The following is a 21,543-nucleotide window of genomic DNA, read 5'->3' as shown; positions in this document are numbered from 1 at the left end:
GAAAACTATACCTAGTCGGTGGGGTTTGGCTCGCCTAGTTTTCGAGGCGTAGATCGATCAGCCTCTCGAACAGGAGCCCCCCGATGTCCCGCAACCGCCGACTTCCCCGAGCGCGCCTCGCGCTCGCGCTTCTCCCCGTCGTCGCCCTGGTTGCCGCCTGCGGGTCGGATTCCGAGGGCACCGCAGACGCCGCCGGCTCCGCCGAGCCCACGTTCGTTCTCAAGGTGACCGACCCGGGCAACGCCGGACCGCTCGCGGTCGGCAAGCGGGACGGCACCTTCGACGAGGCGCTGGCCCCGCTCGGCGCGAAGGTCGAGTGGGTCAAGGCGCCGCCCGCGTTCAGCGCAAACCTCAAGCTGTTCAACGCCGGTCAGCTCGACGTCTCCGGCGGTGCGTACAGCCCGGTGGTCGGCGCGCTGTCCAAGGACGTCGCGGTGCGGATCATCGCCGTCGCGGACCCGGTCGACCAGGACCAGAGCGGCATCATCGCGTCCCCTGGCTCGGGGGTGAAGGAGGTCAAGGACCTCGTCGGCAAGCGCATCGCGGTGAACCCGGCGGGCAAGGGCGAGTACATCACCCTGAAGGCGTTGCGCCGGGCCAACATTCCGTTCGACCAGGTCGAGCGGGTGCCGCTGCAGCCCTCCGACGCGGCGTCGGCCTTCTCCACCGGCCAGGTGGACGCGTGGGCGTCGTTCAACGACCCGTACCAGGAGGCCAAGGCCCGCGACGGCGTCGTCGAGATCGCCACCGAGGCCAGCATCGACTCCAAGGACAACACGATCGTCGCGTTCCGCACCGCGGTCCTCGACGAGCGCCCCGACGTCGCGGCCAAGTACCTCGAGACCCTGCAGGCGCTGACCGAGCGGCAGCGCAGCAACCCGGAGGACTACCAGAACGTCTTCGAGAAGGCGGGCCCGCGGGCGCTGTCCGGGGACCGGCTCGAGCGGGCAGTCGATCTCGGCCGCCGGGCCTCGGTCCCGCACTACCCGACCGCGGCCGACGAGGCGGACCTGCAGGAGGTCGCCGACCTGTTCTTCCAGAACGGGGTGACCACCCGCGCGCTCACCGCCGGGGATGTCTTCTACCCCTTGCAGTCCAAGGTGGACGCGACCGCCCAGGTCCAGTCGGCCCCGACGAAGACCGGGAACTGACGTGGCGTTGCTGAGCCCGCCGAGGGCACGGGAGGAACGCGGCGGGCCCACTACACTGGAGCTCGAGGCGCCGCGGTACCGCGCAGGCCGCGCCCGGCCCGCCTGGGTGTCGATCCCGCTGCGCTTCCTGGTGCCCGCGCTGATCGTCGCGGCCTGGTGGATCGGGTCGGCCACCGGCGCGATCCCCGAGGAGATCCTCGCCGGACCGCCCGCGGTGTGGCGCGCCTTCACCGAGCTCTACCAGACCGGGCAGCTGGTCGACTTCTCCATCGCCTCCTTCAAGCGGGCCGCGGTCGGCGTGTTCTTCGGCGTCCTGATCGGCCTGGCGTTGGGGGTGCTCTCCGGACTGTCCAGCCTCGGTGAGGAACTCATCGACTCCACGATGCAGATCAACCGGGCCATCCCGTTCCTGGCGCTGGTGCCGCTGTTCATCGCGTGGTTCGGCATCGACGAGACCTTCAAGGTGCTGCTGATCGCGGTGGCCACCGTCGGCCCGATGTACGCCTACACGTACCTCGGTGTCCGCAACGTGGACCGCAAGATGGTCGAGGCCGCCCAGAGCTTCGGCCTGCGGGGATGGCGGCTCGTGTTCGGCGCGATCCTGCCCGCCGCGCTGCCAGGGGTGCTGATGGCGCTGCGAATCTGCCTGTCCATCAGCATCACCGGTCTCATCGCCGCCGAACAGGTCGGCACCCGGGAGGGCATCGGCTACCTGGTGACGCTGGCGCAGGAGTACAACCGCACCGACTACATGGTGCTGTGTGTGGTGCTCTACGCGGTCCTCGGCCTGATCTTCGACGGCATCGTCCGCGTCATCGAGAAGTTCGCGATGCCGTGGCGGGGACAGGTGGCGGTCCGATGAGCGCCAACGACACCGCGTTGCCGCCGCTGGCGGTGCGGGAACGCACCGCGACGGCCGCCCGCGACCGGCGGGCGGGCGAGCCGGTCGCCGTGTCGCTGCGCGGGGTCCGTAAGGCATTCGGGGACAAGACCGTCCTGGACGGCGTCGACCTGGAGATCCACCGCGGCGAGTTCGTGGTGCTGCTCGGCCCGAGCGGCACCGGCAAGACGACCCTGCTGCGGCTGCTCACCGGCCTCGAAAGGCCCGATGCCGGAGAGATTCTGGTGCCCCGGCAGCGCACCACCGTCTACCAGGAGCCGCGGCTGATCCCGTCCAAGCGGGTGCTGGCCAATGTCACCGTCGGGCAGCGCCGGACCGCACAGAACCGGGACCGCGCGGCCCGCTCGCTGGCCGAGGTGAACCTGGAGACCAAGGCGCGGCAGTGGCCGGCCACCCTGTCCGGCGGCGAGGCGCAGCGCGTCGCGCTGGCCAGGGCTCTGGTCCGCGAGCCGGAGCTGCTGCTGCTCGACGAGCCGTTCGCCGCGCTCGACGCACTGACGCGGCTGCAGATGCAGGACCTGGTCGGCGATCTGGTGGCCCGGCACCGCCCCGCGGTTCTGCTGGTCACGCACGACGTCGACGAGGCCGTCCGCCTGGCCGACCGGGTGCTGATCCTCAACGAGGGCCGGTTCGCGGTGGACGTCGACATCGACCTGGCCCGGCCCCGCGACCGCACCGACCCCGAGTCCCTCCGCTACCGCGCCGCGTTCCTCACCGAGCTCGGCGTCGGCCGCACCGCTTCCCCCACAACCACTTAGGAGCCCGAGATGACCGCAGCAGTCGACACCGCCCTCGATACCCTCTGGTACACCCGCTGCCCCGTGCCCACCGCGAGCGGCCTCGCGCACAGCCTCGGCTGGCTGGGGGAGACCGCGGCGTCGGCGGGCGTCGGCCTGGGTGTCCTGCAGGACGCCGGCCCGGAGCTGGCAGTCCGTCACTTCGATCACCAGCTGCTCGGCCTAGTCCGCGAGGGCGGCAACGTGCCGGCGATCGCGGCCCGCGCGCAGGGCTCGCCGACCCGGCTGATCGGGCTGACCTGGATCGACGAATCGCAGGCCATTCTCGTAGGACCTGACTCCACTGTCGCGGGCGCCGCCGACCTGGCGGGCCTGCGGATCGGGATCCCGGCCTGGGCGCAGGACCAGGCGCGCAGCTTCCCGCGCGCGATGGCGCTGCACGGCTTCGCGAACGCGCTGCGCCTGGCCGGCCTCACCCTCGCCGATGTCGTCGCGGTCGAGGTGGAGGTCGAGCGGAACCCGCAGGTGCGCAGCGCTGTTCGCGAGAACCGCCGCAGCACCACCTGGGGCGTCGACGAGCTGCTGCGCGGCGAGGTGGACGCCATCTACGTCAAGGGCGCCCGCGCCCAGGAGGTGGCCCGCGAGCACGGCCTGCGGGTCGCGGTGGACCTCGACGCCACCGACGCAAAGCGGCTGCGCGTCAACAACGGCACCCCGCGCCCGATCACCGTGCACGCCGACCTGCTCGAGTCCCGGCCCGAGCTGGTGGTCGGCTTCCTCGCGCAGAGCCTGCGCGCCGCGGACTGGGCGGCCGACAACCTGGACCGCGTCCGCGAGGTGCTCGCGCGCGAAACCCTGTCCGGTCCGGAGGGAGTCGCCGCCGCGTACAAGGAGGGCTTCCACAAGGACCTGCACCCGTCGCTGTCGGACGAGCGGGTCGAGCTGATCGGCATCCAGAAGCAGTTCCTCTACACGCACGGCTTCCTGGCCGCCGACTTCGACCTCGAATCCTGGGTGGCCCGCGAGCCCCTGGAGCAGGCGCTCGAGCTGCTGGCCGCCGGAAAGGTGCCGTCATGACCGAGTTCCTGTGGCGGCTGCCCTCGCGAGGGGACGGCAGGCACGCGTCGCCCGGCTCGCGCAACCGTGGCGGCTTCGGCGGACCGCAGGTGCCCACCGTCGCGACGGATCTGCGCCCCGGCAACTTCGGGCCCTTCGACGACCTCGCACAGGTGGTGCTCGCGGCCGAACTGTCCGGGCTCGACGGGGTGCTCGCGCCCTACGACCCGCTCGGCGAGGAGTCGTGGATCGTCGCAGGCGGCGCCCTGCGCGACACCCGGCACTCGAGGGTGATCGTCGAATTCCACCCCTCCTTCGGCACCCCCGTGTACGCGGCGAAGGTGTCCGCGACGCTGCAGCGGCTCTCGGGGGGCCGGCTGTCCTGGCGGCTGCGAGTGGAGACCGACGAGGCCGACGCCCGCGCCCGCGGGGACAGGGTCACCGGCGTGGACCGGTACACCCGGGCCGCGGAGTTCCTCACGGTCGCGCGCGGGGTGTGGAACGAAACCCCGGTCGCAGGAGCCGGATTCAACGGCACCGGATTCGAATTCGACGGCGAGTACTTCGACGTCATCGACGGCGGGTTCCGCGGCATCCTGTCCGGGCTGCCGTTCCCGACGGTGTACCTGTCCGGGGACTCGGAGCAGGCGCTGGAGCTGTCGGCGCGGCACGGAGACGTGCACCTGTTCACCGAGACCGTCGACGGGATCGCGGCGTCGGTGCGGGAGCTGCGGAGTCGGTCGCGGGCACTGGGCCGCACGGTGCGCGCCGGGCTGGAGCTGCCGATCATCGCCCGCGAGACCGAGGAGGAGGCCTGGGCCCGCGCCGAGCGGCAGTGGCACGAGGTCCACGACGACGGCGTCGGCGCGCGTTCGCTCGACCTCGGCGGCGGGCGCTGGGCCGGCTTCACCGAGCTCGGCTACGACCAGCCCATCGGCCTGGTCGGCAGCTACGAGCAGGTGGCGCAGCGACTCTCGGAGTACGTCGACGCAGGCATCGACAGCGTCGTGCTCGACGGCCGCCCGCACATCGAGGAACTGCACCGCACCGGCGAACACCTGCTGCACCTGGTCGACCCGGCCGGACGCACCTTGGCGAGTCAGGAGGCCACCGCATGAGCATCGACTTCTACTGGCGCATCGGGATGGAGGGCGACCACGCGTCGCTGCGCACCCCGCGCCGATACAACCGCGGCGAGGCGAACGGCCACGGCCCCGGCAACATCGCGCCCGCGATCCGCGGCGGCGAACTCGACGGCTACGGCTACATCGACCACATGGCGGCGGTGGCCAAGGCGTCGGAGTCGGCCGGGTTCCTCGGCGGCCTGCTGCCCTCGTTCCCGGTCACCGAGGACCCGTGGGCGGTGGCGGCGGCGCTGGCCCGCGAGACCACCACCTATCGGTTCATGGTCGCCTTCCAGCCCGGGTTCCTGCATCCCGTGCAGGCGGCGCGGATGTCGGCGAGCCTGCAGCGGGCCACCGGCGGCCGGCTCGTCTACAACATCATCAGCGGCGGCGGGGGACCGGCGCAGCTGTGGTGGGGCGACAAGGTGAACCACGACGACCGGTACGCGCGCACCAGCGAGTTCCTCGACGTGCTGCGCGGGGTGTGGGACGGCGAGCCCTACGACCACGACGGCCGGTTCTTCCAGACCGCGGGGGCCGCGCTGCCGCCCGGCCTCGCCGGCCAGCCGTTCCCGGAGGTCTACTTCTCGGGCTCCTCGGCCGCCGCGGTCGGCGCCGCCGGGCTGCACAGCGACTACTACCTGTCCTGGCTGGAGCCCTTCGGCGACCTGCGCGCCAAGTTCGACGGCGTCCGCACCCACGCGGAGAAGCTGGGCCGCACACCGAAGTTCGCGGTCCGGATCGACGTCGTCGCCCGGCACACCGAGGAGGCGGCCTGGGCCGAGGTGGCGAAGGGCTGGGCGTTCGTCGACCGCGCGGCCGCCAACCGGGCCGCCCAGGGCGACTCGGTCGGCGCGGCCAGGATCAAGGGCTGGGTGCCGGAGACCATCACCGGCTACCGCGATCTCGAGGTGCAGCCGAACGTCTGGGCCGGGTTCAGCCTGATCCGCGGCGGTCCAGCCTTCGGCCTGGTCGGCAGCTACGAGCAGGTCGCGCAGCGGCTCGACGAGCTGCGCGAGCTCGGCGTCGACGCGTTCATCCTCGCGGGCAACCCGCACCTCGAGGAGGCCTACCGCGTCGGCGAGGAGGTCCTCCCGCTGCTCCAGGCGGCTCCGCCGCCCGTGCGCGCTTCGCGAGTCCAGGGACTCGACAACCGCGCACGGCTCCTCACCCCCTGACCACTTTCGAATTTCACCAGGAGAAACCCATGACCACCACCGAATCCCGTATCAGCGAGACCGTCGCGGCCTTCGTCGCGAGCGCCACCCGCGACGCGGAGAAGGCGTTCCGCGTCTTCCGCGAGACCGGCACCGTCTCCGCCAACGGCACCGTCAACTTCGTCGAGCGGGTGCCCGGCGAGGAGATCGCCGTCGCGCTCAACGAGCCCGGGCCCTGGGCCGACGACCGCACCATCGAGCCCGTCGTCGCGACCTTCGACGGCGAGGTGCTCTCCGGCCGCGGCTCCGCCGGCTTCGTCACGGGCTACGCGAAGGTGTTCCGCGAGCACCAGGAGATCACCTCGATCGTGCACGTGCACACCCCGTGGCTGGGCGGCTTCGCTCAGACCCACAAGAGTCTGCCGATCCGCTACGCGGCCTCGCAGCGGCTCACCCTGTCCCGAGAGATCCCGCCGCACATCGACCGCAGCATCGGCGCGGGCGACTTCATCCTCGGCGAACTGGTGCGCGACCCCGACCTGGCCGCGATCTTCGAGGCCAACGGCGGCGTCAACGTGATCGGCCGGGCGGGCCTGCTCGAGCTGGCCAAGTTCGTGGTGCTGCTCGAGGAGGGCGCCCAGTACCAGGCCATCGGCGAGTCCGTCGGCGGCACGGTCGAATTCGACAAGACCAACCTGGTCGCGCAGTGGTCCCGCAGCGGCCTCGTCGACGAGGCCCGCCGCCGCGGACTCGTCTAGGCGGCTCCGCCGCCCGTGCGCGGTTGACGAGTCCTCACACTCGTCAACCGCGCACAGGCGCGAAGCGCCCTCCCAACCCCATTTTTCGAGGAGAACTTTCCCATGACCGTTCGCGTCGGCTACTTCCCGCACAACAACTCCCTGTTCGTCCTGCGTCACCGCGGCATCCTCGAAAAGGCGCTGCCCGACGTGGAATGGGTTGACCTGCGCGCCCTTCCGGAGGCGGAGCGGGTGAATCCCAAGACCGGTCTGCCGAGCCTGCACTCCGACTGGCTGTTCACGGAGGGCGGCTACGACGTGATCGGCACCGGATTCACCCCGCCGCTGACCGCGCTCGCCAAGGGCCACGACGTGGTCTACATCGGCATCTCCGGACCCCGCGTGGAGAACGGCCGACTGGTGGCCCTCGCGAGCTCGGGCATCGAGACCGCCGCGGACCTGGGCGGCAAGCGGGTGGGAATCGCGCACGGCTCCTGGCAGACCACGCTGCTGTTGTTCGCGCTGGAGATCGCCGGGCTCAGCTGGGCCGACGTCGAACCGGTCGACACCGGAGTGAACGACGGCGCCGAGGCGCTGCTGCGCGGCGACCTGGACGCGTGGGTCGGGGCCTACCCGGGCCTCGAGGCGCTCGAGAAGTCCCACGAGCTGCGGACCCTCGTGGACACCGAATCGCTGTTCAGTCATCCGTCGCTGTGGTTCACCCGCAGGGATTTCGCGGAGAACAACCGCGAGGCGCTCGAGGCGGTCATCTCGGCCCTGCAGGAGTCCGACGCGTGGATCGAGGCCAACCCGCGCGAGGCCGCGCAGTACTTCGTCGACGATGCCCTCGCCCGGGGCGATCGGGCGGACCTGGACCGCTGGGAGCGCGCGCTGCGTGGCCGCCCGTTCGGCCTGAACCGGGTCAGCGAGGCGTTCCTCGACGAGCAGCAGCGTGCGGGGGAGTTGTTGGCCGCCAACGGGCTGCTGTCGAGGCCGGTCGACGTGCGCGCGGCCGTGGTGCCGTGGATCGGCGAGGCCGTGGAGGTGAGTCGGTCGGGCGCGAGCGTCTAGCAACGGCCTGGGTGTCCGCTCGCCTGCTCCGATGGTCGGGCGAGCGGGCGTGCCCAGGCTTCTAGGTTGCCCCTCGTGCCTGGAACTGGTCGAGTCGCCGCTCGATCACGGTTCCCGCCGGCCAGTGCGCCGCGATCGCAAGCATGTCGCCCGCCAGCTCGCCTGCGAGGTTCGGCGGCCACCCGGCCTGCGCGAGCCCGGATCGGAGTGCCTCGACGTAGTCGTCTCCTGTGAACCCTGCGAGTTCGGCCACTCGGGCAGTGGTGGTGGCGCGGTGCGAGTTGAGGCCGCTGAATGCCCGTCCGCAACCGCAGCCACCGTCGGGATCGGCTTCGTCCCTGGCACATACGAGGCCAATCCACACGAGTTCGCCTTCGACGCAGAAATCGAAGTCGTTGTCTCGCTGCCCCTGAGTTCGAGCCGTTGCCACCAGTCCCCGCATCGTGATGCCCCCTCCGGTCGGTTGCGCGCAGTGTGGCAGTCACGTCCGACACTGTGAGACGGGATCGCGAGTTTGACGGCATTTGGCCGGTGTCCTGGCACGATGGACGTCATGGACGAGGTGAAGTACGCCGAGGACCTGATGGTCGGCGACGTCATCGATCTCGGCTCGCATACCGTCGGCGAGTCGGAGATGGTGGACTTCTCGACCGTGTGGGATCCGCAGGACTCGCATCTCGACGCGGAGGCGGCCGCCGACGGCTACTTCGGCGGACTGATCGCCAGCGGTATGTACACCACCGCCGTCTACCAGCGGCTGGCGGTGCTCGGCGCATATCGGCACTGGAGCGTGATCGGCGCTCGCGGGCTGCGCGACGTCCGGTTCCTGCGTCCCGTGCGCCCCGGTGACGTGCTGACCGGACTGCTGGTGATCGACGAGGTCGAACTGGACGACCGCGGCCGCGGGCTGGTGACCACGACCGGTCAGCTGGCGGACGCGCAGGGCCGGGCGGTGTTCAGCCTGCTCACCGAGCTGTACCTGCACCGCCGGCCCTGACGCCGCTCCTATCCGCGCAGGCCACGGAAGAACGCCCGCACGTCGCCCACCAGCAGCTCCGGCACCTCCAGCGCCGCGAAGTGTCCGCCCTCGTCGAACTCGCTCCAGTGCACCAGGGTCGGGTGCGCCTTCTCCGAGATGCTGCGGACCGGACGGACGATGTCGTGCGCGAACACCGCCATCCCGAGCGGTGCGACGCCGGTCGGTCCGTCGCTGCGCGGCCCGCCGGACTCGAACGTCAGCCGTGCCGAGGAGCCGGCGGTGCCGAAGAACCAGTGCAGTGAGACGTCGGTCAGCAGCGTGTCGTCCGGCAGCGGGTGCGCCGGGTCGGTCCACTCCCGGACCTTGTCGGCGATCCAGGCCAGCTGCCCGGACGGCGAGTCGGTGAGTGAGTAGGCGATGGTCTGCGGGCGGGTGGCCTGCATCTGCATGTAGCCGGGCCTGTTGGCGAGGAAGTCCCGGATGACCTCGACCCGCGCGGCGTCGTCGTCAGAGAGCCTCTCGGTCGCGACGGGCCCGTGCGGCAGGTAGTTGACGTGCACGCCGATCACGTTCTCGGGGGCCACGATTGCGAGCTGCTGGGAGACGCCCGAGCCCCAGTCGCCGCCCTGAGCGCCGTATCGCTCGTATCCCAGCCAGTTCATCAGCTCGGCGAAGGCGCGGGCGACGCGGGCGGTGTCCCAGCCACGGTCCCGGGTGGGGCCGGAGGGTCCGAAGCCGGGGATCGACGGGATCACCAGGTGGAAGGCGTCCGCGGGATCGCCGCCGTGCGTGCGGGGGTCGGACAGCGGGCCGATGACGTCGAGGAATTCGATGAACGAGCCCGGCCAGCCGTGGGTGAGGATCAGTGGCGTCGCGTCGGGCTCGGGGGAGCGGACGTGCAGGAAATGCGCGGTGGCGCCGTCGATCTCGGTGACGAACTGCGGGTGCTGGTTGATGGCGGCCTCGTGGGCGCGCCAGTCGTATCCGTCGCGCCAGTAGTCGGCCAGCTCCCGCATCCGGCCGAGCGGGATGCCGTAGTCCCAGCCGGCGTCGTCGAGCTCGTCGGGCCAGCGGGTGCGGGTCAACCGGTCGTGTAGGTCGTCGAGCGCGGACTGCGGGATGTCGATCCGGTACGGGCTGATGGTCGTGTCGGGCATCGGAACCTCCTGCGTTGATCGTTGGTGGCGCCAACGATAACAGAACTTGTTGGTGGAGCCAACGGTTATTAGGATGGCGCACATGGACTCCATTGATGACGGCCCGCCGACCGCGCTGCGACGCTCGCCGACTTGGCTGATGGGGCAGGCGGGCATCCACGCCCAGCGGCTGCTCAACGAGCGGATGGCGGAGGCCGGGGCGCACCGGTGGCACTACTCGGTGCTGTCCGCGCTCGCCGAGCGCGGACAGCTCAGTCAGGCCTCGCTCGGCCGCCTCTGTCGCCTCGACCGCAGCGATATCGCCGCCGTGGTCGGCGAATTGGAGGGCGACGGGTATCTCGTGCGCGAGCCGGATCCGGTGGACCGCCGTCGCAACGTCGTCACGATCACCCCCGAGGGGGGTCGGCGCCAGCGGCGACTGGGGGCACTTGCGGTCGAGGCGCAGGAGGATTTGCTCGCGCCGCTCGACGTGGGGGAGCGCGAGACGTTGATCGCCCTCGTCGAGCGCCTGGTCGAACACCAGTCCGCGCGACAGGGAGTCGGCTGGGCCTAGGTTGGGGGCGAATTGTGTTCTCGCGCAACGCCAATACGTGTTCCCGGCGGTGGTGAATTGAGGTTAACTTCAGTATTGACGGCGGGTATATGGGTGGTTACTATCCAGTAAGTTTGTGACGGCGGCCACCCGGGCGATCGAGCGTCACCGGAGAATCCATGGGGGGTTCGAGTAGCGATGCGGACACGGATGGCTCGACGAGGGTCGCTGTCGCGGACCGGAACGCTTGCCCTGGCGGGCGCCATGGCGATCGGCCTCGCCGTCGCGCCGGGCGGCGTCGCGGCGGCCGACCCGAGCGGGGGAGCGGACGGCGTGAAGTGGCAGGCCACCGCCGACGCCCCGCCGGAGTACCCGGTCGTCGCGATCGACTGGGACGTGCCGATCATGATGAGCGACGGGACGGTGCTCAAGGGCAACGTCTACCGGCCGGCGGACGCCTCGGGCAAGCCGATCGACACCAAGATGCCGTCGATCCTGAACGTGACGCCGTACACCAAGCTGGTCAGCAACCTGGTCGACTCGATGATGGCCGTGCCCGGGCTCGAGGACACCCTCGTCGACCTAGTCAATTCCTACGACCTCGCCGGCACCCCGCTCGACGGCGTCGGCGAGACCGCGAAGGTGCTCACCGGCGGCGGCATGCGCGTCTTCGCCGTGAACCGGGACCTCATCCGCAGCGGCTACACGCAGGTGGTCGTCGACACCCGCGGCACCGGGTTCTCGCAGGGGCAGTGGCAGACGCTCGGCCCGCGTGAGCAGCAGGATTCCGTCGAGATCATCGACTGGATGAGCAAGCAGGCGTGGTCGAACGGCAAGGTCGGCATGGGAGGCGTGTCCTATTCCGGGATCAACTCCCTGCAGGCCGCCGGCTACCGGCCGTCCGCGCTGAAGGCGATCTTCCCCATGGAGCCGGGGAACGACCTGCTCCGAGACATCGTCGGCACCGGAGGCGGACTCGGCGTCGGCTTCATGCCGCTGTGGCTCGCGCTCGTCAACGGGACCAAGCTCATTCCCGACGTGCAGTCCCTCGTGCAGGGACGGTTCGACCAGCAGTGGCTGCAGGACCGGTTGCGCGACCCGCTCACCCTGATCGCCGAGCTCGGCGAGGCGATGACAGCCCCGACGGTGAACGATCTCGATCCCACCACGCTGGGCGTCGCGCAGGACGGCACCTTCTATCAGGAGCGGAAGGCCAACGTGGAGAACATCGCGGTGCCCACCATGCTCTACGGCGCCTGGCACGACATCTTCGCCAACAGCGAGCCCCGCGTCTACAACGCGATCCCGCTCCCCGCCGGGCAGAAGCAGCTGATCATGAGCGACAACTACCACGTCACCTTCGGTGGCGGATTCGGCGAGGCGGGCGCCCCGCCGCGACTCGACGTCCTCGAGCGGGCCTGGTTCGACAAGTGGCTCAAGGGAATCGACAACGGCATCGACCGCTACGGCCCGGTAACGCTGTACCAGCAGGGCAACGGCTGGACGACCACCGACCAGTTCCCCCGTGCGGGCGTGGAGTACCAGCGGATGTACCTCTCGGACGCGCCGAGCGGGACCGCGGGCCACGCCGCGCGCGACGGCAGCCTCGTCGCGGCAACGCCCCAGAGTTCGGCGCGGCTCACGGCCGCCCCCGGGCTGCGCGGGTTCTGCTCCCGCGACGGCGCGCAGGGGACCGCGGGCATGACCGTGATCCTGGGCTCGGTGTGCAGCAAGGACTCCCGGTTCCAGGAGGCCGAGGGGCTCGCGTTCACCAGCGCCCCGGTCGCGGAGCCGACCGAACTGTCCGGGCCGGTGAACCTGCACCTGGAGACGGTCCTCGACGCACCCGACGGCTTCTGGGCGGTCACCCTCAATGACGTTGCGCCCGACGGCACCTCGACCACGCTCACCAACGGCGCCCTCACCGCGTCGCTGCGCGAGGTCGACGAGGCGCAGAGCCAGCGGTCGGCGAACGGGGACTACGCCGAGCCGCACCACAAGCTCACGGTGTCCGCGCGCAAGCCCGTCATCCCGGGCCAGGTGACGCCGGTGGACATCAACCTGGTGCCCACCGACGCGCTGCTCAAGCCGGGGCACCGGCTGCGGGTGGACGTCTATGCCGCCAGCGTCCCCCGGTACCTGCCGCTCGGCCCGATGATGGCCGACGGCCAGAACCGGCCGCAGCACGTGCAGCTGTCGCCGGAGCGGCCCAGCTTCCTGAACCTGCCGCTGGTCGGGGCGAGCGCCTGGTAGCGGCGCGGGGCTACTTCTGCCCCGCCATGATGAGCTTGGCGGTGGTCTCGAGCCGGTCGGCGATCTGCTCGTACGACTCGTAGCCCATGCCGGCCCGGACCAGCGCGCCGGACCACGCGATCTCGAGCGCGTCGAGCACCTCCGGGGCGTGCCCCGGGCCGAGTGCGGCGATCAGCCGGCCCCGGATGTCCATGCCGATCCGCAGGCGCAGGTGCTCGACGTCGGGGTCGTTGCCCAGGATCGCCGTGGTGCTCGCCGCGGCCAGGGCGGGCTCGTCGGAGACGAGCAGCGCGACATCGCGCAGCACCCGGCAGACCCGGGCGACCGGATCGAGGTCGGTGGGCACCTCCCGCGGGACCTCGTTCAGGCGCCGCCAGAACACCTCCGCGACGAGGTGGCTCTTCGACGAGAAGTAGGTGTACGCGGTGGCCGCGGCGACGCCCGCCTCCGCCGCCACCATGCGCACGGTGAGGCCCGAGAATCCCTGCTCACGCAGCACCGCGACCGCGGCCGTGGTCAGCTTGTCGACGGTCTCGGCCTGCTGTTCGGTCAGGCGCCGGCGAGTGGATTCGAACTTGGCTTCGCTAGACACATGTCCAGACGCTACTGGAAGCGGGGGGACTCGGGCAAAGGCTCGGGCTCGGCCCGCTCACCAGCCCGCGGGCAGGGCCGTGAAGTCCGGCTGGCGGCCCTCCGCGAACGCGGTGAGGGCCTCGATGTTGGCGGGGCCGCCCATCAGGTCGCGGAAGCAGGCGTTCTCCCGCTCGCGCGCGGCGTCGATCTCGGCCCGCAGCGGCTCGGTCATCGTGCGCTTGACCGCGATCAGGCTGGAGATCGGCTTGGCGGCAAGCACTTCGGCGTGCCTGCGGGCCTCGCCCATCAGCTCGTCCGGCTCGCAGACCCGCCAGACCAGTCCCATCTCCTTCGCCTGCGCGGCGTCGATCCACTCCGAGGACATCAGCAGCCAGGCCGCGTTCTGCCTGCCGACCAGCTGGGGCATCAGGTAGCTCGAGGCGGCCTCGGGTGCGACGCCGAGGCCGGTGAACGGGCACTTGAGCTTGGCGGTGGTCGACATGAAGGCCAGGTCCGCGAAGCCGAGCACCGTCGCGCCGATGCCCAGCCCGATCCCGTTGACCGCGCAGATCAGCGGCTTGGGGAACTCCACCAGCGCGTCGAGCAGCCCCGGGAATCCGTGCTTGCCCGGCCGGAAATCGGGATCGGTGGTGCGGGCGTGCATCTCGCGCAGGTCCGTGCCCGCGCTGAAGGCCCGCCCGCTGCCGGTGAGCAGCAGCACCGCGACGTCGGGGTCCTCGGCGGCCGCGCGCAGCGCCTCGGCGGTGGCGTCGTAGAGCGCCTCGTCGAACGCGTTCAGCGCGTCGGGCCGGTTGAGGGTGATCGTCCGGACGCGCTTGTCGTCGGTGATGAGGAGGCTCATCGTTGCATGCTAGAACGTGTTGCAGTTTCGGGGAAGGGGCGTACTTACTGTCCTGGACGGTTCTCGATCTGGGGCTTGCCCAAATCGGCCGGCACCTTGAGGACGGCGCGCGCCTTGTCAGAAATGTCGCAGTTTCCTGACGCGACCGAATGGAGGATGCCGTTGTAGACGAGGTCCCACATCGGTTGATTGGATTGCACGCTGCGGATGACCAATCCGTGAATGTTCTGGCCGGACGAATCGGTCAGGATCAGAGCGCGGTTCAGCCCGCTGACGGTGAATCGGATCTGGGTGAGCTCGTAGGTGTTGACCCAGTTTTTGTTCTGCTGCACCCAGGTCGAGCCTGCGGCCAGCCAGTCGCCGTGGCGAAAGGTCCATAACCCCCAGAGCACGGTCGCGGCGAACACAACCCAAACCCACCAGTAGCCCAGCCAGTCGAGGCCACGCTTGAGTACCAGGAAGGCAACCAACACCAGCAGAAGCGCACCGATCGCTTTCCAGGTGTCCGACTTCGACATCTGGTTCCACTCCAATGCCGGTCTGAGTCCAGGGGGTCCGGGCGGCGGGTTCTTTGGCCCGCGGCCGTGGGGTGTCGGTGTGTGACCCCGCCATTCGCGCGGCGCTCGCGGTGGCCTCGGCAAACCGGTGAGCGTGTCCGGAATCGGCGAGGGGCCAGTTGGAGGGTTCACTGACAGCCCATCGTGACGTCCCATTATTCGCCGCCCGCCCATTCGATGGCCTCGCTGACGCCCCAACCGATGAAGACACCGCCCACGACGACCGCGACAGTCGCTGGCCCGCCGGCGACACTGGCCAATATCAGTTCGGTCGCAACCGAACCTGCCGCGAAGCCGGCCAAGTTCTTGCCGACCGCGAGCGCAGCATCACCCTTGTCGTCTGCTTCGGCCACTTCCAGCCCGGTTTGGACGACAGTCACGAGGCCGCCGACAATCGGAATCTTCGATCCCAGCTTCGACAGGGTCGTGGTCCCTCCTTCAGCGACGATGGGTTTCGCGATCGCCTGCCAATACGGCTTGTCCACTCCGCCGGGCAGCAGCCGGTTGTACGGGGTACCCGCGGCCGCCCTGACCGCGTCGTCGGCACCCATGCCGAATCGTTCCGCCGCGCTCATCGCGGATCGGCGCAACGATTCCGGGAGCGGTTCGGCCGCGATGGTCCGAAACCGTTCCGATTGCGCGGTCATCGTCCGGGCGAAGTCGTCCCACGGAGCCTGTTTGGCAACCATTGCCTGCACGTAGCCGGTCGTGATTCCGGCTGCGAGCCAGGGTGCTTCGTCGAGGAACTCGCCCTTGAAGGCCGTGAATGCCGAGCGTTTCTCCAGCATCGCTTCGCGCAGTTGTACATGTGCCTGCATCTCGAGCTCGCGTCCTTCGCCCGCCATCGCGAGGGCCTCGGTATACGCGGCTTGCTGTTTCGCGAAGGCCGCTTCGTCCGCGGGGCTCACGGGACCTACGGTCACCATTCGTTTTGGATCACCGATCCACACCGGATCGCACGGGTTGGGTCCGGCATACAGCCCGGCCTCGAGGGCGATGGCGGCTGCCTGCACCATTCGTTCCTTGGCCGTGGTGATGCCGTCGATGAATTTTTGCAGCGCCCTTGCCGTGTCGCGTGCCCGATCCGCGAGGTCCGCGGTCACCCGCTCCAATGCGGTGATCCGATCCCGGAAGGCTTCGCCCCCGTCGCCGCGCCAATTCGACTCGGAGGACGAGCGTGCGTCAAGGAACGTGCGCGCCTCCTCGTCGGTCCCGTTCGCGATCGCGTGCAACGCATCGACACAGGCGGCGCACGATTGCGGATCCGCATCAACGGCGACATAGATCGGCATCAGCGATCTCCACCTTCGGTGGGAAGTGCGTGCCCGACCTTGTCCATAACCTGGCTGGCGTTTGCGTCCGACTCGGCGTACGACGAGGCGTTGGCGTCGACTGTGTCGGCTGCGCTCGCCTCGACCGCGGCGGCCTGCGACATCGCCTCGGCCAAGGCCATCAACACATCACCGACAAAGGCTGTGGATGCGCCGGCATTCGGTAGCTGAGGCGCCTGCGCGGCCAATTCCTGAAGCCCGCTCGCACCCAACGCCAGCGAGCGAGCAGCGGGGGAGAGGTCGCCGACCTCCATCGGTGGACTCATCGCAGGTCCCCGTCGCCCGTCGCCCGACGCCGACTCGAGCCACGAGTCGGGCATCGCCTCATCGTCTGACTGAGCAGGCTCTGGTGGTCGTTGTCGATGTCCGTCCGGGATGCGGGCGTCCACGAGTGCCACGTCGAATCCGGTCGTGGCCTTCACGCTGTCGAATCCACTGGTGCCAAGGGCGCTCCAATGCTGGAACGGCCCGCAGCAGCGCACGAGATTCGGGATCGACGTGTAGACCGGTAGCGCCAGACGGCCGTCCGGCAAGGAGCGCAGCTCGAGTTGGACTCGACCTGATGCGTCGCGCGGACGCGTCGGGACAAACAGCACGTCCGCGCCGAAAGTAGTGTGCTCGACCATCTGAACCCCCCGGATCTGATCCGTTCGATGGTAGTCCAGGGCGTTCCGTAACACGCGGGTGCACATCGTTAGCATGGGCACCAAGTAGTGACCGGCCGACAGACGCGGCCAGGTCCGGACACCCGAGAAGGCGGTCGACGTCGTGAAGAAGTACCTCCCCAGCTGGCACGACGACGAGGTCCGTGCGCTGTCCGAGCTCGCGGCCGGATTCTTTGAGCGGGAGGTGGTGGCGCACAACGAGAAGTGGGACGCCCAGCACCGCATCGACCGCGAGGTGTGGCTCAAGGCAGGCGAGCTCGGGCTGCTGTGCTGCTCCATCCCGGAGGAGTACGGCGGCGGTGGCGGCACCTTCGCGCACGACCTCGCCGTCTTCGAGGCCCAGGGCTACGCCGGCGACCTCGCCCTCGGAATCTCCGTGCACAGTGGCATCGTCCCGCACTACATCGCCGAGTACGGCACCGAGGAGCAGAAGAAGACGTGGCTGCCGGGAATGGCGACCGGCGAGATCCTCACCGCCATCGGCATGACCGAGCCCGGCGCCGGCTCGGACCTCAAGGCCATCAAGACCACCGCCATCCGTGACGGCGACGACTACATCGTCAACGGCTCGAAGACGTTCATCACCAACGGCGCCTCCGCCGACATGATCGTGCTCGTCGTCAAGACCGACCCGAAGGCGGGCGCCAAGGGCGTGTCCCTGCTGATCGTCGACCTGCGCGACTGCCCCGGCTTCGTCGTCGGGCGGGTGCTGGACAAGGTGGGCCAGCACGGCGCCGACACCTCCGAGCTCTCGTTCACCGACGTGCGGGTGCCGGTGTCGAACCTGCTCGGCGACGCCGAGGGGCAGGGCTTCGGCCAGCTGATGGCCCAGCTGGTGCAGGAACGGCTGATCATCGGCGCGCAGGCGTCGGGCGCGATGAACCGGGCCGTGCAGGAGACGGTCGCGTACACGAAGTCGCGGCAGGCGTTCGGGCACAGCCTCTTCGAGTTCCAGAACACGGCCTTCGAGCTGGCCGAGTGCCAGACCATCGCACGCACCTGCGAGGTGTTCCTCGACCACTGCATCCAGTCGCACCTGCGCGGCGAGCTGGACCCGTCCGAGGCGGCGATGGTCAAGTACTGGCTCACCGAGCAGCAGTGCGCGGTGATCGACCGGTGCGTCCAGCTGTACGGCGGTTACGGCTACATGCGCGAGTATTTGATCGCGCGGATGTACGAGGACGCCCGCGTCCAGAAGATCTACGCCGGGGCGAACGAGGTGATGAAGGGGATCATCGCGAAGTCGCTGTAGCCGCTGCCGGGCGCCCGAGATGGACGCCCGGCCTGCTCAGTTCGATTGCCGGAGTAGGTCGGCCGCCCTTTCCCCGATCACCACGCACGGCGCGTGGGTGTGGCCACGGATGATGGTCGGCATGATCGACGCGTCCGCTACGCGCAGTCGATCCACCCCACGCACCCGCAGCTGGGGATCGACGACGCTGGCCGCGTCGCTGCCCATCCGGCAGGTTCCGGTGGGGTGATAGAGGGTGTGGGAGTTGCGCTCGAGGGCGATCTCCAGCACCTCCTCCAGCGGTGGGCGGGAGGTCAGGGCGGGCCGGACCATCTCGCCGAGCCTCGACTTCAGCGCGGGCGCCGAGGCGAGCGAGTCGCACACCCGCAGGCCCTCGAGCATCGCGCGGCGGTCCACGCCGCCGGTGTCGCTGAGGTAGCGCGGATCGATGATCGGCTTGTCCGCGTGGTCCGCCGACCGCAGCGTGATCTCGCCGCGGCTCTCCGGCTTGAGCAGGATCGTCCCGAGGACCGCGGCGTGCTCGGTGCCGGGCACCAGGCCCTCGTCGAAGAACGGGGCAGGCGCGAAGATCATCTCCAGGTCGGGCAGCGCGAGTCCCTCACGGCTGCGGGTAAACCCGTACGCCTCGCCGACATTCGAGGTGAGCATTCCGCGGCGCCGGGCCAGGTAGTTGGCGAGCTCCGGGAGCTTCTCGGCGGCGAAGAGCGAATCCGATTCGACGCGGTAGCCGAGGATCGACAGCAGGTGATCGGACAGGTTGCGGCCCACCTCCGGGAGGTGATGCCGCACGGCGATGCCCTGGCCGCGCAGCTGCTGCTCGTCGCCGATCCCGGACAGCATCAGCAGTTGTGGGGTGTTGATCGCGCCGCCGGCGAGCACCACCTCTTTGCGGGCGCGGACCGTGCGGCGCACGCCGCCCTGCACGTACTCGACGCCGACGGCGGCCGATCCCTCGAACAGCACCCGGGTCGCGGCGGCCTCGGTGAGCACCGTCAGGTTGGGGCGCTTGCGAGCGGGCGCGAGGTAGGCGTCGGCCGTGCTCCAACGGGCGCCGCGCTTCTGGGTGACCATCGTCTGCGAGAAGCCCTCGGGCTGAGCGGTGTTCGCGCGCTCCACCGGGAATCCCGTCTCCCGCGCCGCCTCCAGGTAGGCACCGGTCAGCGGTCGGGGGGAGCGCTGCCGGCTCACATTCAGCGGGCCGGTGGTGCCGGCGTCGTTTGCGGCGGCGTCCTCCACGTTCTCGATCCGGCGGAAGTACTCCACCACCTTGCCGAAGGACCAGGAGTCGTCGGCGAGTTCGGCCCACTCGTCGTAGTCGGCGGCGAAGCCGCGCACCCACATCATGGCGTTCATCGACGAGGAACCGCCGAGCGTCTTCCCCCGCGGCCAGTAGATGCTGCGCCCGCCGAGCCCGGGCTGCGGCTCGGTCAGGTAGTCCCAGTCGACCTCGCTGCGGAACAGCTTGGAGAAGGCCGCGGGAATGTGGATGTACTTGTCCTTGTCCCGCGGACCGGCCTCGAGGAGGACGACCTCGGTGCGCGGGTCGGAGCTGAGCCGGCCGGCCAGCGCGGCGCCGGACGATCCCGCGCCGACGATGACGTAGTCGGCGACTGACGATTCCTGGATCATGCGTTCATCTCCACTCGAGAAGTGTTGGGGGGAGGCGGCTTTCGCCGCTGTGCGGAACCGTCGGTATCAGCCGCGCAGCGCCGAGGCGAAGATCGCGGGCAGCTTCGTCCACGACGGCTTGCCGGCGAACTCGGTCAGTCGCCGCCCGGTGCCTGCCGCGGTCCGGTTGGTGACGAACCACGGCGGCTTCGGCGAGATCGACCACTCGCGGTGCATCAGCGACCGCGGGGAGGGCCGGAACGGCCCGCGCACCACGGTGCGCTCGGGCCGGTCGATCAGCAGCGCGTTGTGCACCACGCCGATGCCGCTCTGCACGTCGCTGAGGGTGTGGCCGGGGAACGCGCCCCAGGTCGCCGCGGGGGTGAGGTACCCGACCCCGGTCCATGCGTTGATCGCGATCGTCCCGTACCGCAGCGACTCGAGCAGCGTGTCGAAACGCGTCCCCATCGAGTCGATGGTGCCGGGCTCGGCGATGATGTTGACCCCGAGCGTGCCGACGAACTGCTCGTTGACCACCTCGGCCGCGCGGGTGGCGAACTGCTCTCCGTCGTGCGGCAGCTCGATCACCCCGAGCACCGGCCCGAAGTACTCGGTCTGTAGCAGCGGGGCGAACTCGTCGGGCTGCAGACCCGACACCAGCACCCGGCCGCCCTTCTGGCCCAGGCGTTCGGCCTTCGGGTAGGACTGCTCGGCCGAGGCGACCCGGTCGTCGCTGCCCGGGTAGTAGGCCGGGCGGGCGGGGGCGCGGTCGACGGCGGCACGCAGCGCGGCGACGAACTCGTCGCGTTGCGGCCACCGCGAGGACAGCACGACCACCTGCGAGGCGATGCAGTTGTAGCCGCCGTTGTGCAGGCGCTGCGTCGCGATGTGCTCGGCCTGGAACTCGATGTCGGCGCGGCTCCAGTTGCCGGGCAGCACGATGGTCGGCGACACCCCGCCCAGCTCGCTGGTCATGCCCTTGTCGAGGACCGGCTCGCCGGCCGCCTTGCGGCGCGCGCCCTCCTCGCCGGTGCCGAAGACGATCGCGTCGTGGGTGAGCGCGCTGCCCGTCATGTGCACGTGGTCGACCAGCCGATGTCGGGTCAGGTAGGTGCCGACGTCGGCGCCACCGGTCAGGATCCGGACCGCGCCGATCGAGATGAACGGCTCGAGCACCTTGGTGAAGACCGTCAGCATCCGGTCCATGATCGGGTTGAGCTTGAGCGCGACGACGCGGTTGTGCGCGAACAGTTCGTACAGGGTGTCGAGCGGCGCGATCGAGGTGATGTTGCCCGCGCCCAGGACCACCCCGACGCCCTGTGTCCGGGTCGGATCGAGCTGGGCGAGGCCCGCCTCGCGCTGTGCCGTCGCACGATCGACGCCCGGCTGCAGCCACACGTCGGCGCTGAACCCGCTCAGCAGCAGCTTGTCGAAGACGTTCATCGGCAGGGCCCGCACGGTGGTGCGGCCGCCGGGGGCGGTGCCGAATGTGGCGTCGGTCAGCGGACTGGTGCCGGATTCCAGCTTCTCGAGGCTGTCCGACAGCACCGTCGCGGCGGTGGCCACCGAGTACGGCCCGGAGATCCACTCCTCGCCGACCAGGGGGGAGTCGGGGTCGAGTCGTTTGATCTGCACAGCCGCCGCTACCCATTCGGCCGCGTGCTGCACTGTGAGGTCGCGGACCTGGTCGAGCAGTTGGCGCCGATGGCCAAGGGACAGGCCCGCCCAGGCCTTCTCGCCCTCGACGAGGTCGGCCAGGGCCTGATCGATGGCCGGGTGGGTGCTGGCGGGGTCGTGATCGGACACGGGACAACTCCGTTCGATTCGAGGCAGGCGAGGC

Annotated in this window: 21 protein-coding genes; 12 read left to right on the top strand and 9 right to left on the bottom strand. The window is 70.0% G+C overall.

The window, feature by feature from the left end; genetic code table 11:
- Nucleotides 1–83: 83 nt before the first annotated feature.
- The 8 genes from FCG67_RS19945 to FCG67_RS19910 all read left to right on the top strand — a co-directional run bounded on the left by FCG67_RS19945 (nt 84) and on the right by FCG67_RS19910 (nt 7,934).
- A complete protein-coding gene (locus FCG67_RS19945) occupies nt 84–1,151 on the top strand; it encodes an NrtA/SsuA/CpmA family ABC transporter substrate-binding protein (RefSeq protein ID WP_136911415.1) in 1,068 nt (355 codons plus the stop codon).
- Nucleotide 1,152: 1 nt separating this feature from the next.
- Nucleotides 1,153–2,013, top strand: a complete 861-nt coding sequence (locus tag FCG67_RS19940; protein WP_097214031.1) for an ABC transporter permease — start codon at nt 1,153–1,155, stop codon at nt 2,011–2,013.
- The gene (locus FCG67_RS19935) at nt 2,010–2,810 is read left to right on the top strand and encodes an ABC transporter ATP-binding protein (protein WP_136911413.1); all 801 of its coding nucleotides are present in this window, start codon (nt 2,010–2,012) and stop codon (nt 2,808–2,810) included. Before FCG67_RS19940 ends, FCG67_RS19935 begins: the two co-directional genes overlap by 4 nt.
- Nucleotides 2,811–2,819: 9 nt before the next feature.
- Nucleotides 2,820–3,866, top strand: coding sequence for an ABC transporter substrate-binding protein (locus FCG67_RS19930; protein WP_136911412.1), 1,047 nt, complete (start codon nt 2,820–2,822; stop codon nt 3,864–3,866).
- Nucleotides 3,863–4,963: an LLM class flavin-dependent oxidoreductase gene (locus tag FCG67_RS19925; RefSeq protein ID WP_136911411.1), complete on the top strand. Its 1,101-nt coding sequence runs from the start codon at nt 3,863–3,865 to the stop codon at nt 4,961–4,963. The genes FCG67_RS19930 and FCG67_RS19925 overlap by 4 nt, the downstream gene beginning before the upstream one ends.
- Nucleotides 4,960–6,147, top strand: coding sequence for an LLM class flavin-dependent oxidoreductase (locus tag FCG67_RS19920; RefSeq protein ID WP_246045178.1), 1,188 nt, complete (start codon nt 4,960–4,962; stop codon nt 6,145–6,147). The genes FCG67_RS19925 and FCG67_RS19920 overlap by 4 nt, the downstream gene beginning before the upstream one ends.
- Nucleotides 6,148–6,176: 29 nt before the next feature.
- Nucleotides 6,177–6,884: a class II aldolase/adducin family protein gene (locus FCG67_RS19915; protein ID WP_136911410.1), complete on the top strand. Its 708-nt coding sequence runs from the start codon at nt 6,177–6,179 to the stop codon at nt 6,882–6,884.
- 102 nt (nt 6,885–6,986) lie between these two features.
- Nucleotides 6,987–7,934, top strand: a complete 948-nt coding sequence (locus FCG67_RS19910; protein ID WP_136911409.1) for an ABC transporter substrate-binding protein — start codon at nt 6,987–6,989, stop codon at nt 7,932–7,934.
- Nucleotides 7,935–7,995: 61 nt separating this feature from the next.
- Here FCG67_RS19910 and FCG67_RS25715 read toward each other — a convergent pair whose 3' ends face one another.
- Nucleotides 7,996–8,376, bottom strand: coding sequence for a DUF7715 family protein (locus FCG67_RS25715; RefSeq protein WP_136911408.1), 381 nt, complete (start codon nt 8,374–8,376; stop codon nt 7,996–7,998).
- Between the two features lie 102 nt (nt 8,377–8,478).
- Here FCG67_RS25715 and FCG67_RS19900 point away from each other — a divergent pair, with 102 nt between their 5' ends.
- Entirely contained in the window at nt 8,479–8,931 is a 453-nt protein-coding gene (locus tag FCG67_RS19900) for a MaoC/PaaZ C-terminal domain-containing protein (RefSeq protein WP_136911407.1), read from the top strand.
- Between the two features lie 8 nt (nt 8,932–8,939).
- Here the strand turns inward: FCG67_RS19900 and FCG67_RS19895 are convergent, their stop codons facing one another.
- Nucleotides 8,940–10,070, bottom strand: a complete 1,131-nt coding sequence (locus FCG67_RS19895) for an epoxide hydrolase family protein (protein WP_211243277.1) — start codon at nt 10,068–10,070, stop codon at nt 8,940–8,942.
- Between the two features lie 82 nt (nt 10,071–10,152).
- On the opposite strand from FCG67_RS19895, the gene FCG67_RS19890 reads away from it, so the two are divergent.
- Together FCG67_RS19890 and FCG67_RS19885 are read left to right on the top strand one after the other, a co-directional pair.
- Entirely contained in the window at nt 10,153–10,623 is a 471-nt protein-coding gene (locus tag FCG67_RS19890) for a MarR family winged helix-turn-helix transcriptional regulator (protein ID WP_136911406.1), read from the top strand.
- 189 nt (nt 10,624–10,812) lie between these two features.
- A complete protein-coding gene (locus tag FCG67_RS19885) occupies nt 10,813–12,855 on the top strand; it encodes a CocE/NonD family hydrolase (protein ID WP_136911405.1) in 2,043 nt (680 codons plus the stop codon).
- A 10-nt stretch (nt 12,856–12,865) separates the two neighbouring features.
- Here the strand turns inward: FCG67_RS19885 and FCG67_RS19880 are convergent, their stop codons facing one another.
- The 5 genes from FCG67_RS19880 to FCG67_RS19860 form a co-directional block, all read right to left on the bottom strand.
- Nucleotides 12,866–13,447, bottom strand: a complete 582-nt coding sequence (locus FCG67_RS19880) for a TetR/AcrR family transcriptional regulator (RefSeq protein WP_136911404.1) — start codon at nt 13,445–13,447, stop codon at nt 12,866–12,868.
- 57 nt (nt 13,448–13,504) lie between these two features.
- Nucleotides 13,505–14,290, bottom strand: coding sequence for an enoyl-CoA hydratase/isomerase family protein (locus FCG67_RS19875; RefSeq protein WP_136911403.1), 786 nt, complete (start codon nt 14,288–14,290; stop codon nt 13,505–13,507).
- Between the two features lie 44 nt (nt 14,291–14,334).
- Nucleotides 14,335–14,808 carry a hypothetical protein gene (locus FCG67_RS19870; RefSeq protein ID WP_246045175.1) on the bottom strand — a complete coding sequence of 158 codons (474 nt, stop codon included), beginning with the start codon at nt 14,806–14,808 and terminating at the stop codon, nt 14,335–14,337.
- Nucleotides 14,809–15,002: 194 nt separating this feature from the next.
- A complete protein-coding gene (locus FCG67_RS19865) occupies nt 15,003–16,139 on the bottom strand; it encodes a hypothetical protein (RefSeq protein ID WP_136911401.1) in 1,137 nt (378 codons plus the stop codon).
- A complete protein-coding gene (locus FCG67_RS19860; RefSeq protein ID WP_136911400.1) occupies nt 16,139–16,804 on the bottom strand; it encodes an SAV_915 family protein in 666 nt (221 codons plus the stop codon). The genes FCG67_RS19865 and FCG67_RS19860 overlap by 1 nt, the downstream gene beginning before the upstream one ends.
- A 142-nt stretch (nt 16,805–16,946) precedes the next feature.
- Between FCG67_RS19860 and FCG67_RS19855 the strand changes: the two genes are divergently transcribed.
- Nucleotides 16,947–18,095 (top strand): acyl-CoA dehydrogenase family protein, encoded by a 1,149-nt coding sequence (locus tag FCG67_RS19855; RefSeq protein WP_136911399.1) that lies wholly within the window; start codon nt 16,947–16,949, stop codon nt 18,093–18,095.
- A 36-nt stretch (nt 18,096–18,131) separates the two neighbouring features.
- Here the strand turns inward: FCG67_RS19855 and FCG67_RS19850 are convergent, their stop codons facing one another.
- Together FCG67_RS19850 and FCG67_RS19845 are read right to left on the bottom strand one after the other, a co-directional pair.
- A complete protein-coding gene (locus FCG67_RS19850) occupies nt 18,132–19,724 on the bottom strand; it encodes a GMC family oxidoreductase (protein WP_136911398.1) in 1,593 nt (530 codons plus the stop codon).
- Between the two features lie 66 nt (nt 19,725–19,790).
- A complete protein-coding gene (locus tag FCG67_RS19845; RefSeq protein ID WP_246045174.1) occupies nt 19,791–21,509 on the bottom strand; it encodes an aldehyde dehydrogenase family protein in 1,719 nt (572 codons plus the stop codon).
- Nucleotides 21,510–21,543: the final 34 nt, after the last annotated feature.

Source organism: Rhodococcus oryzae (genome assembly GCF_005049235.1).
Classification (GTDB): Bacteria; Actinomycetota; Actinomycetes; order Mycobacteriales; family Mycobacteriaceae; genus Rhodococcus_G; species Rhodococcus_G oryzae.
The sequence above is the reverse complement of the archived record's forward strand: the minus strand, read 5'-3'. Positions and strand labels throughout refer to the sequence as shown.

Excerpts from the sequence above, each read along its gene's own strand:
- FCG67_RS19945 (WP_136911415.1), top strand. The coding sequence starts at position 84 with ATGTCCCGCAACCGCCGACTTCCCCGAGCGCGCCTCGCGCTCGCGCTT.
- FCG67_RS19935 (WP_136911413.1), top strand. The coding sequence starts at position 2,010 with ATGAGCGCCAACGACACCGCGTTGCCGCCGCTGGCGGTGCGGGAACGC.
- FCG67_RS19930 (WP_136911412.1), top strand. The coding sequence starts at position 2,820 with ATGACCGCAGCAGTCGACACCGCCCTCGATACCCTCTGGTACACCCGC.
- FCG67_RS19925 (WP_136911411.1), top strand. The coding sequence starts at position 3,863 with ATGACCGAGTTCCTGTGGCGGCTGCCCTCGCGAGGGGACGGCAGGCAC.
- FCG67_RS19920 (WP_246045178.1), top strand. The coding sequence starts at position 4,960 with ATGAGCATCGACTTCTACTGGCGCATCGGGATGGAGGGCGACCACGCG.
- FCG67_RS19915 (WP_136911410.1), top strand. The coding sequence starts at position 6,177 with ATGACCACCACCGAATCCCGTATCAGCGAGACCGTCGCGGCCTTCGTC.
- FCG67_RS19910 (WP_136911409.1), top strand. The coding sequence starts at position 6,987 with ATGACCGTTCGCGTCGGCTACTTCCCGCACAACAACTCCCTGTTCGTC.
- FCG67_RS25715 (WP_136911408.1), bottom strand. The coding sequence starts at position 8,376 with ATGCGGGGACTGGTGGCAACGGCTCGAACTCAGGGGCAGCGAGACAAC.
- FCG67_RS19900 (WP_136911407.1), top strand. The coding sequence starts at position 8,479 with ATGGACGTCATGGACGAGGTGAAGTACGCCGAGGACCTGATGGTCGGC.
- FCG67_RS19895 (WP_211243277.1), bottom strand. The coding sequence starts at position 10,070 with ATGCCCGACACGACCATCAGCCCGTACCGGATCGACATCCCGCAGTCC.
- FCG67_RS19890 (WP_136911406.1), top strand. The coding sequence starts at position 10,153 with ATGGACTCCATTGATGACGGCCCGCCGACCGCGCTGCGACGCTCGCCG.
- FCG67_RS19885 (WP_136911405.1), top strand. The coding sequence starts at position 10,813 with ATGGCTCGACGAGGGTCGCTGTCGCGGACCGGAACGCTTGCCCTGGCG.
- FCG67_RS19875 (WP_136911403.1), bottom strand. The coding sequence starts at position 14,290 with ATGAGCCTCCTCATCACCGACGACAAGCGCGTCCGGACGATCACCCTC.
- FCG67_RS19870 (WP_246045175.1), bottom strand. The coding sequence starts at position 14,808 with ATGTCGAAGTCGGACACCTGGAAAGCGATCGGTGCGCTTCTGCTGGTG.
- FCG67_RS19865 (WP_136911401.1), bottom strand. The coding sequence starts at position 16,139 with ATGCCGATCTATGTCGCCGTTGATGCGGATCCGCAATCGTGCGCCGCC.
- FCG67_RS19860 (WP_136911400.1), bottom strand. The coding sequence starts at position 16,804 with ATGGTCGAGCACACTACTTTCGGCGCGGACGTGCTGTTTGTCCCGACG.
- FCG67_RS19850 (WP_136911398.1), bottom strand. The coding sequence starts at position 19,724 with ATGATCCAGGAATCGTCAGTCGCCGACTACGTCATCGTCGGCGCGGGA.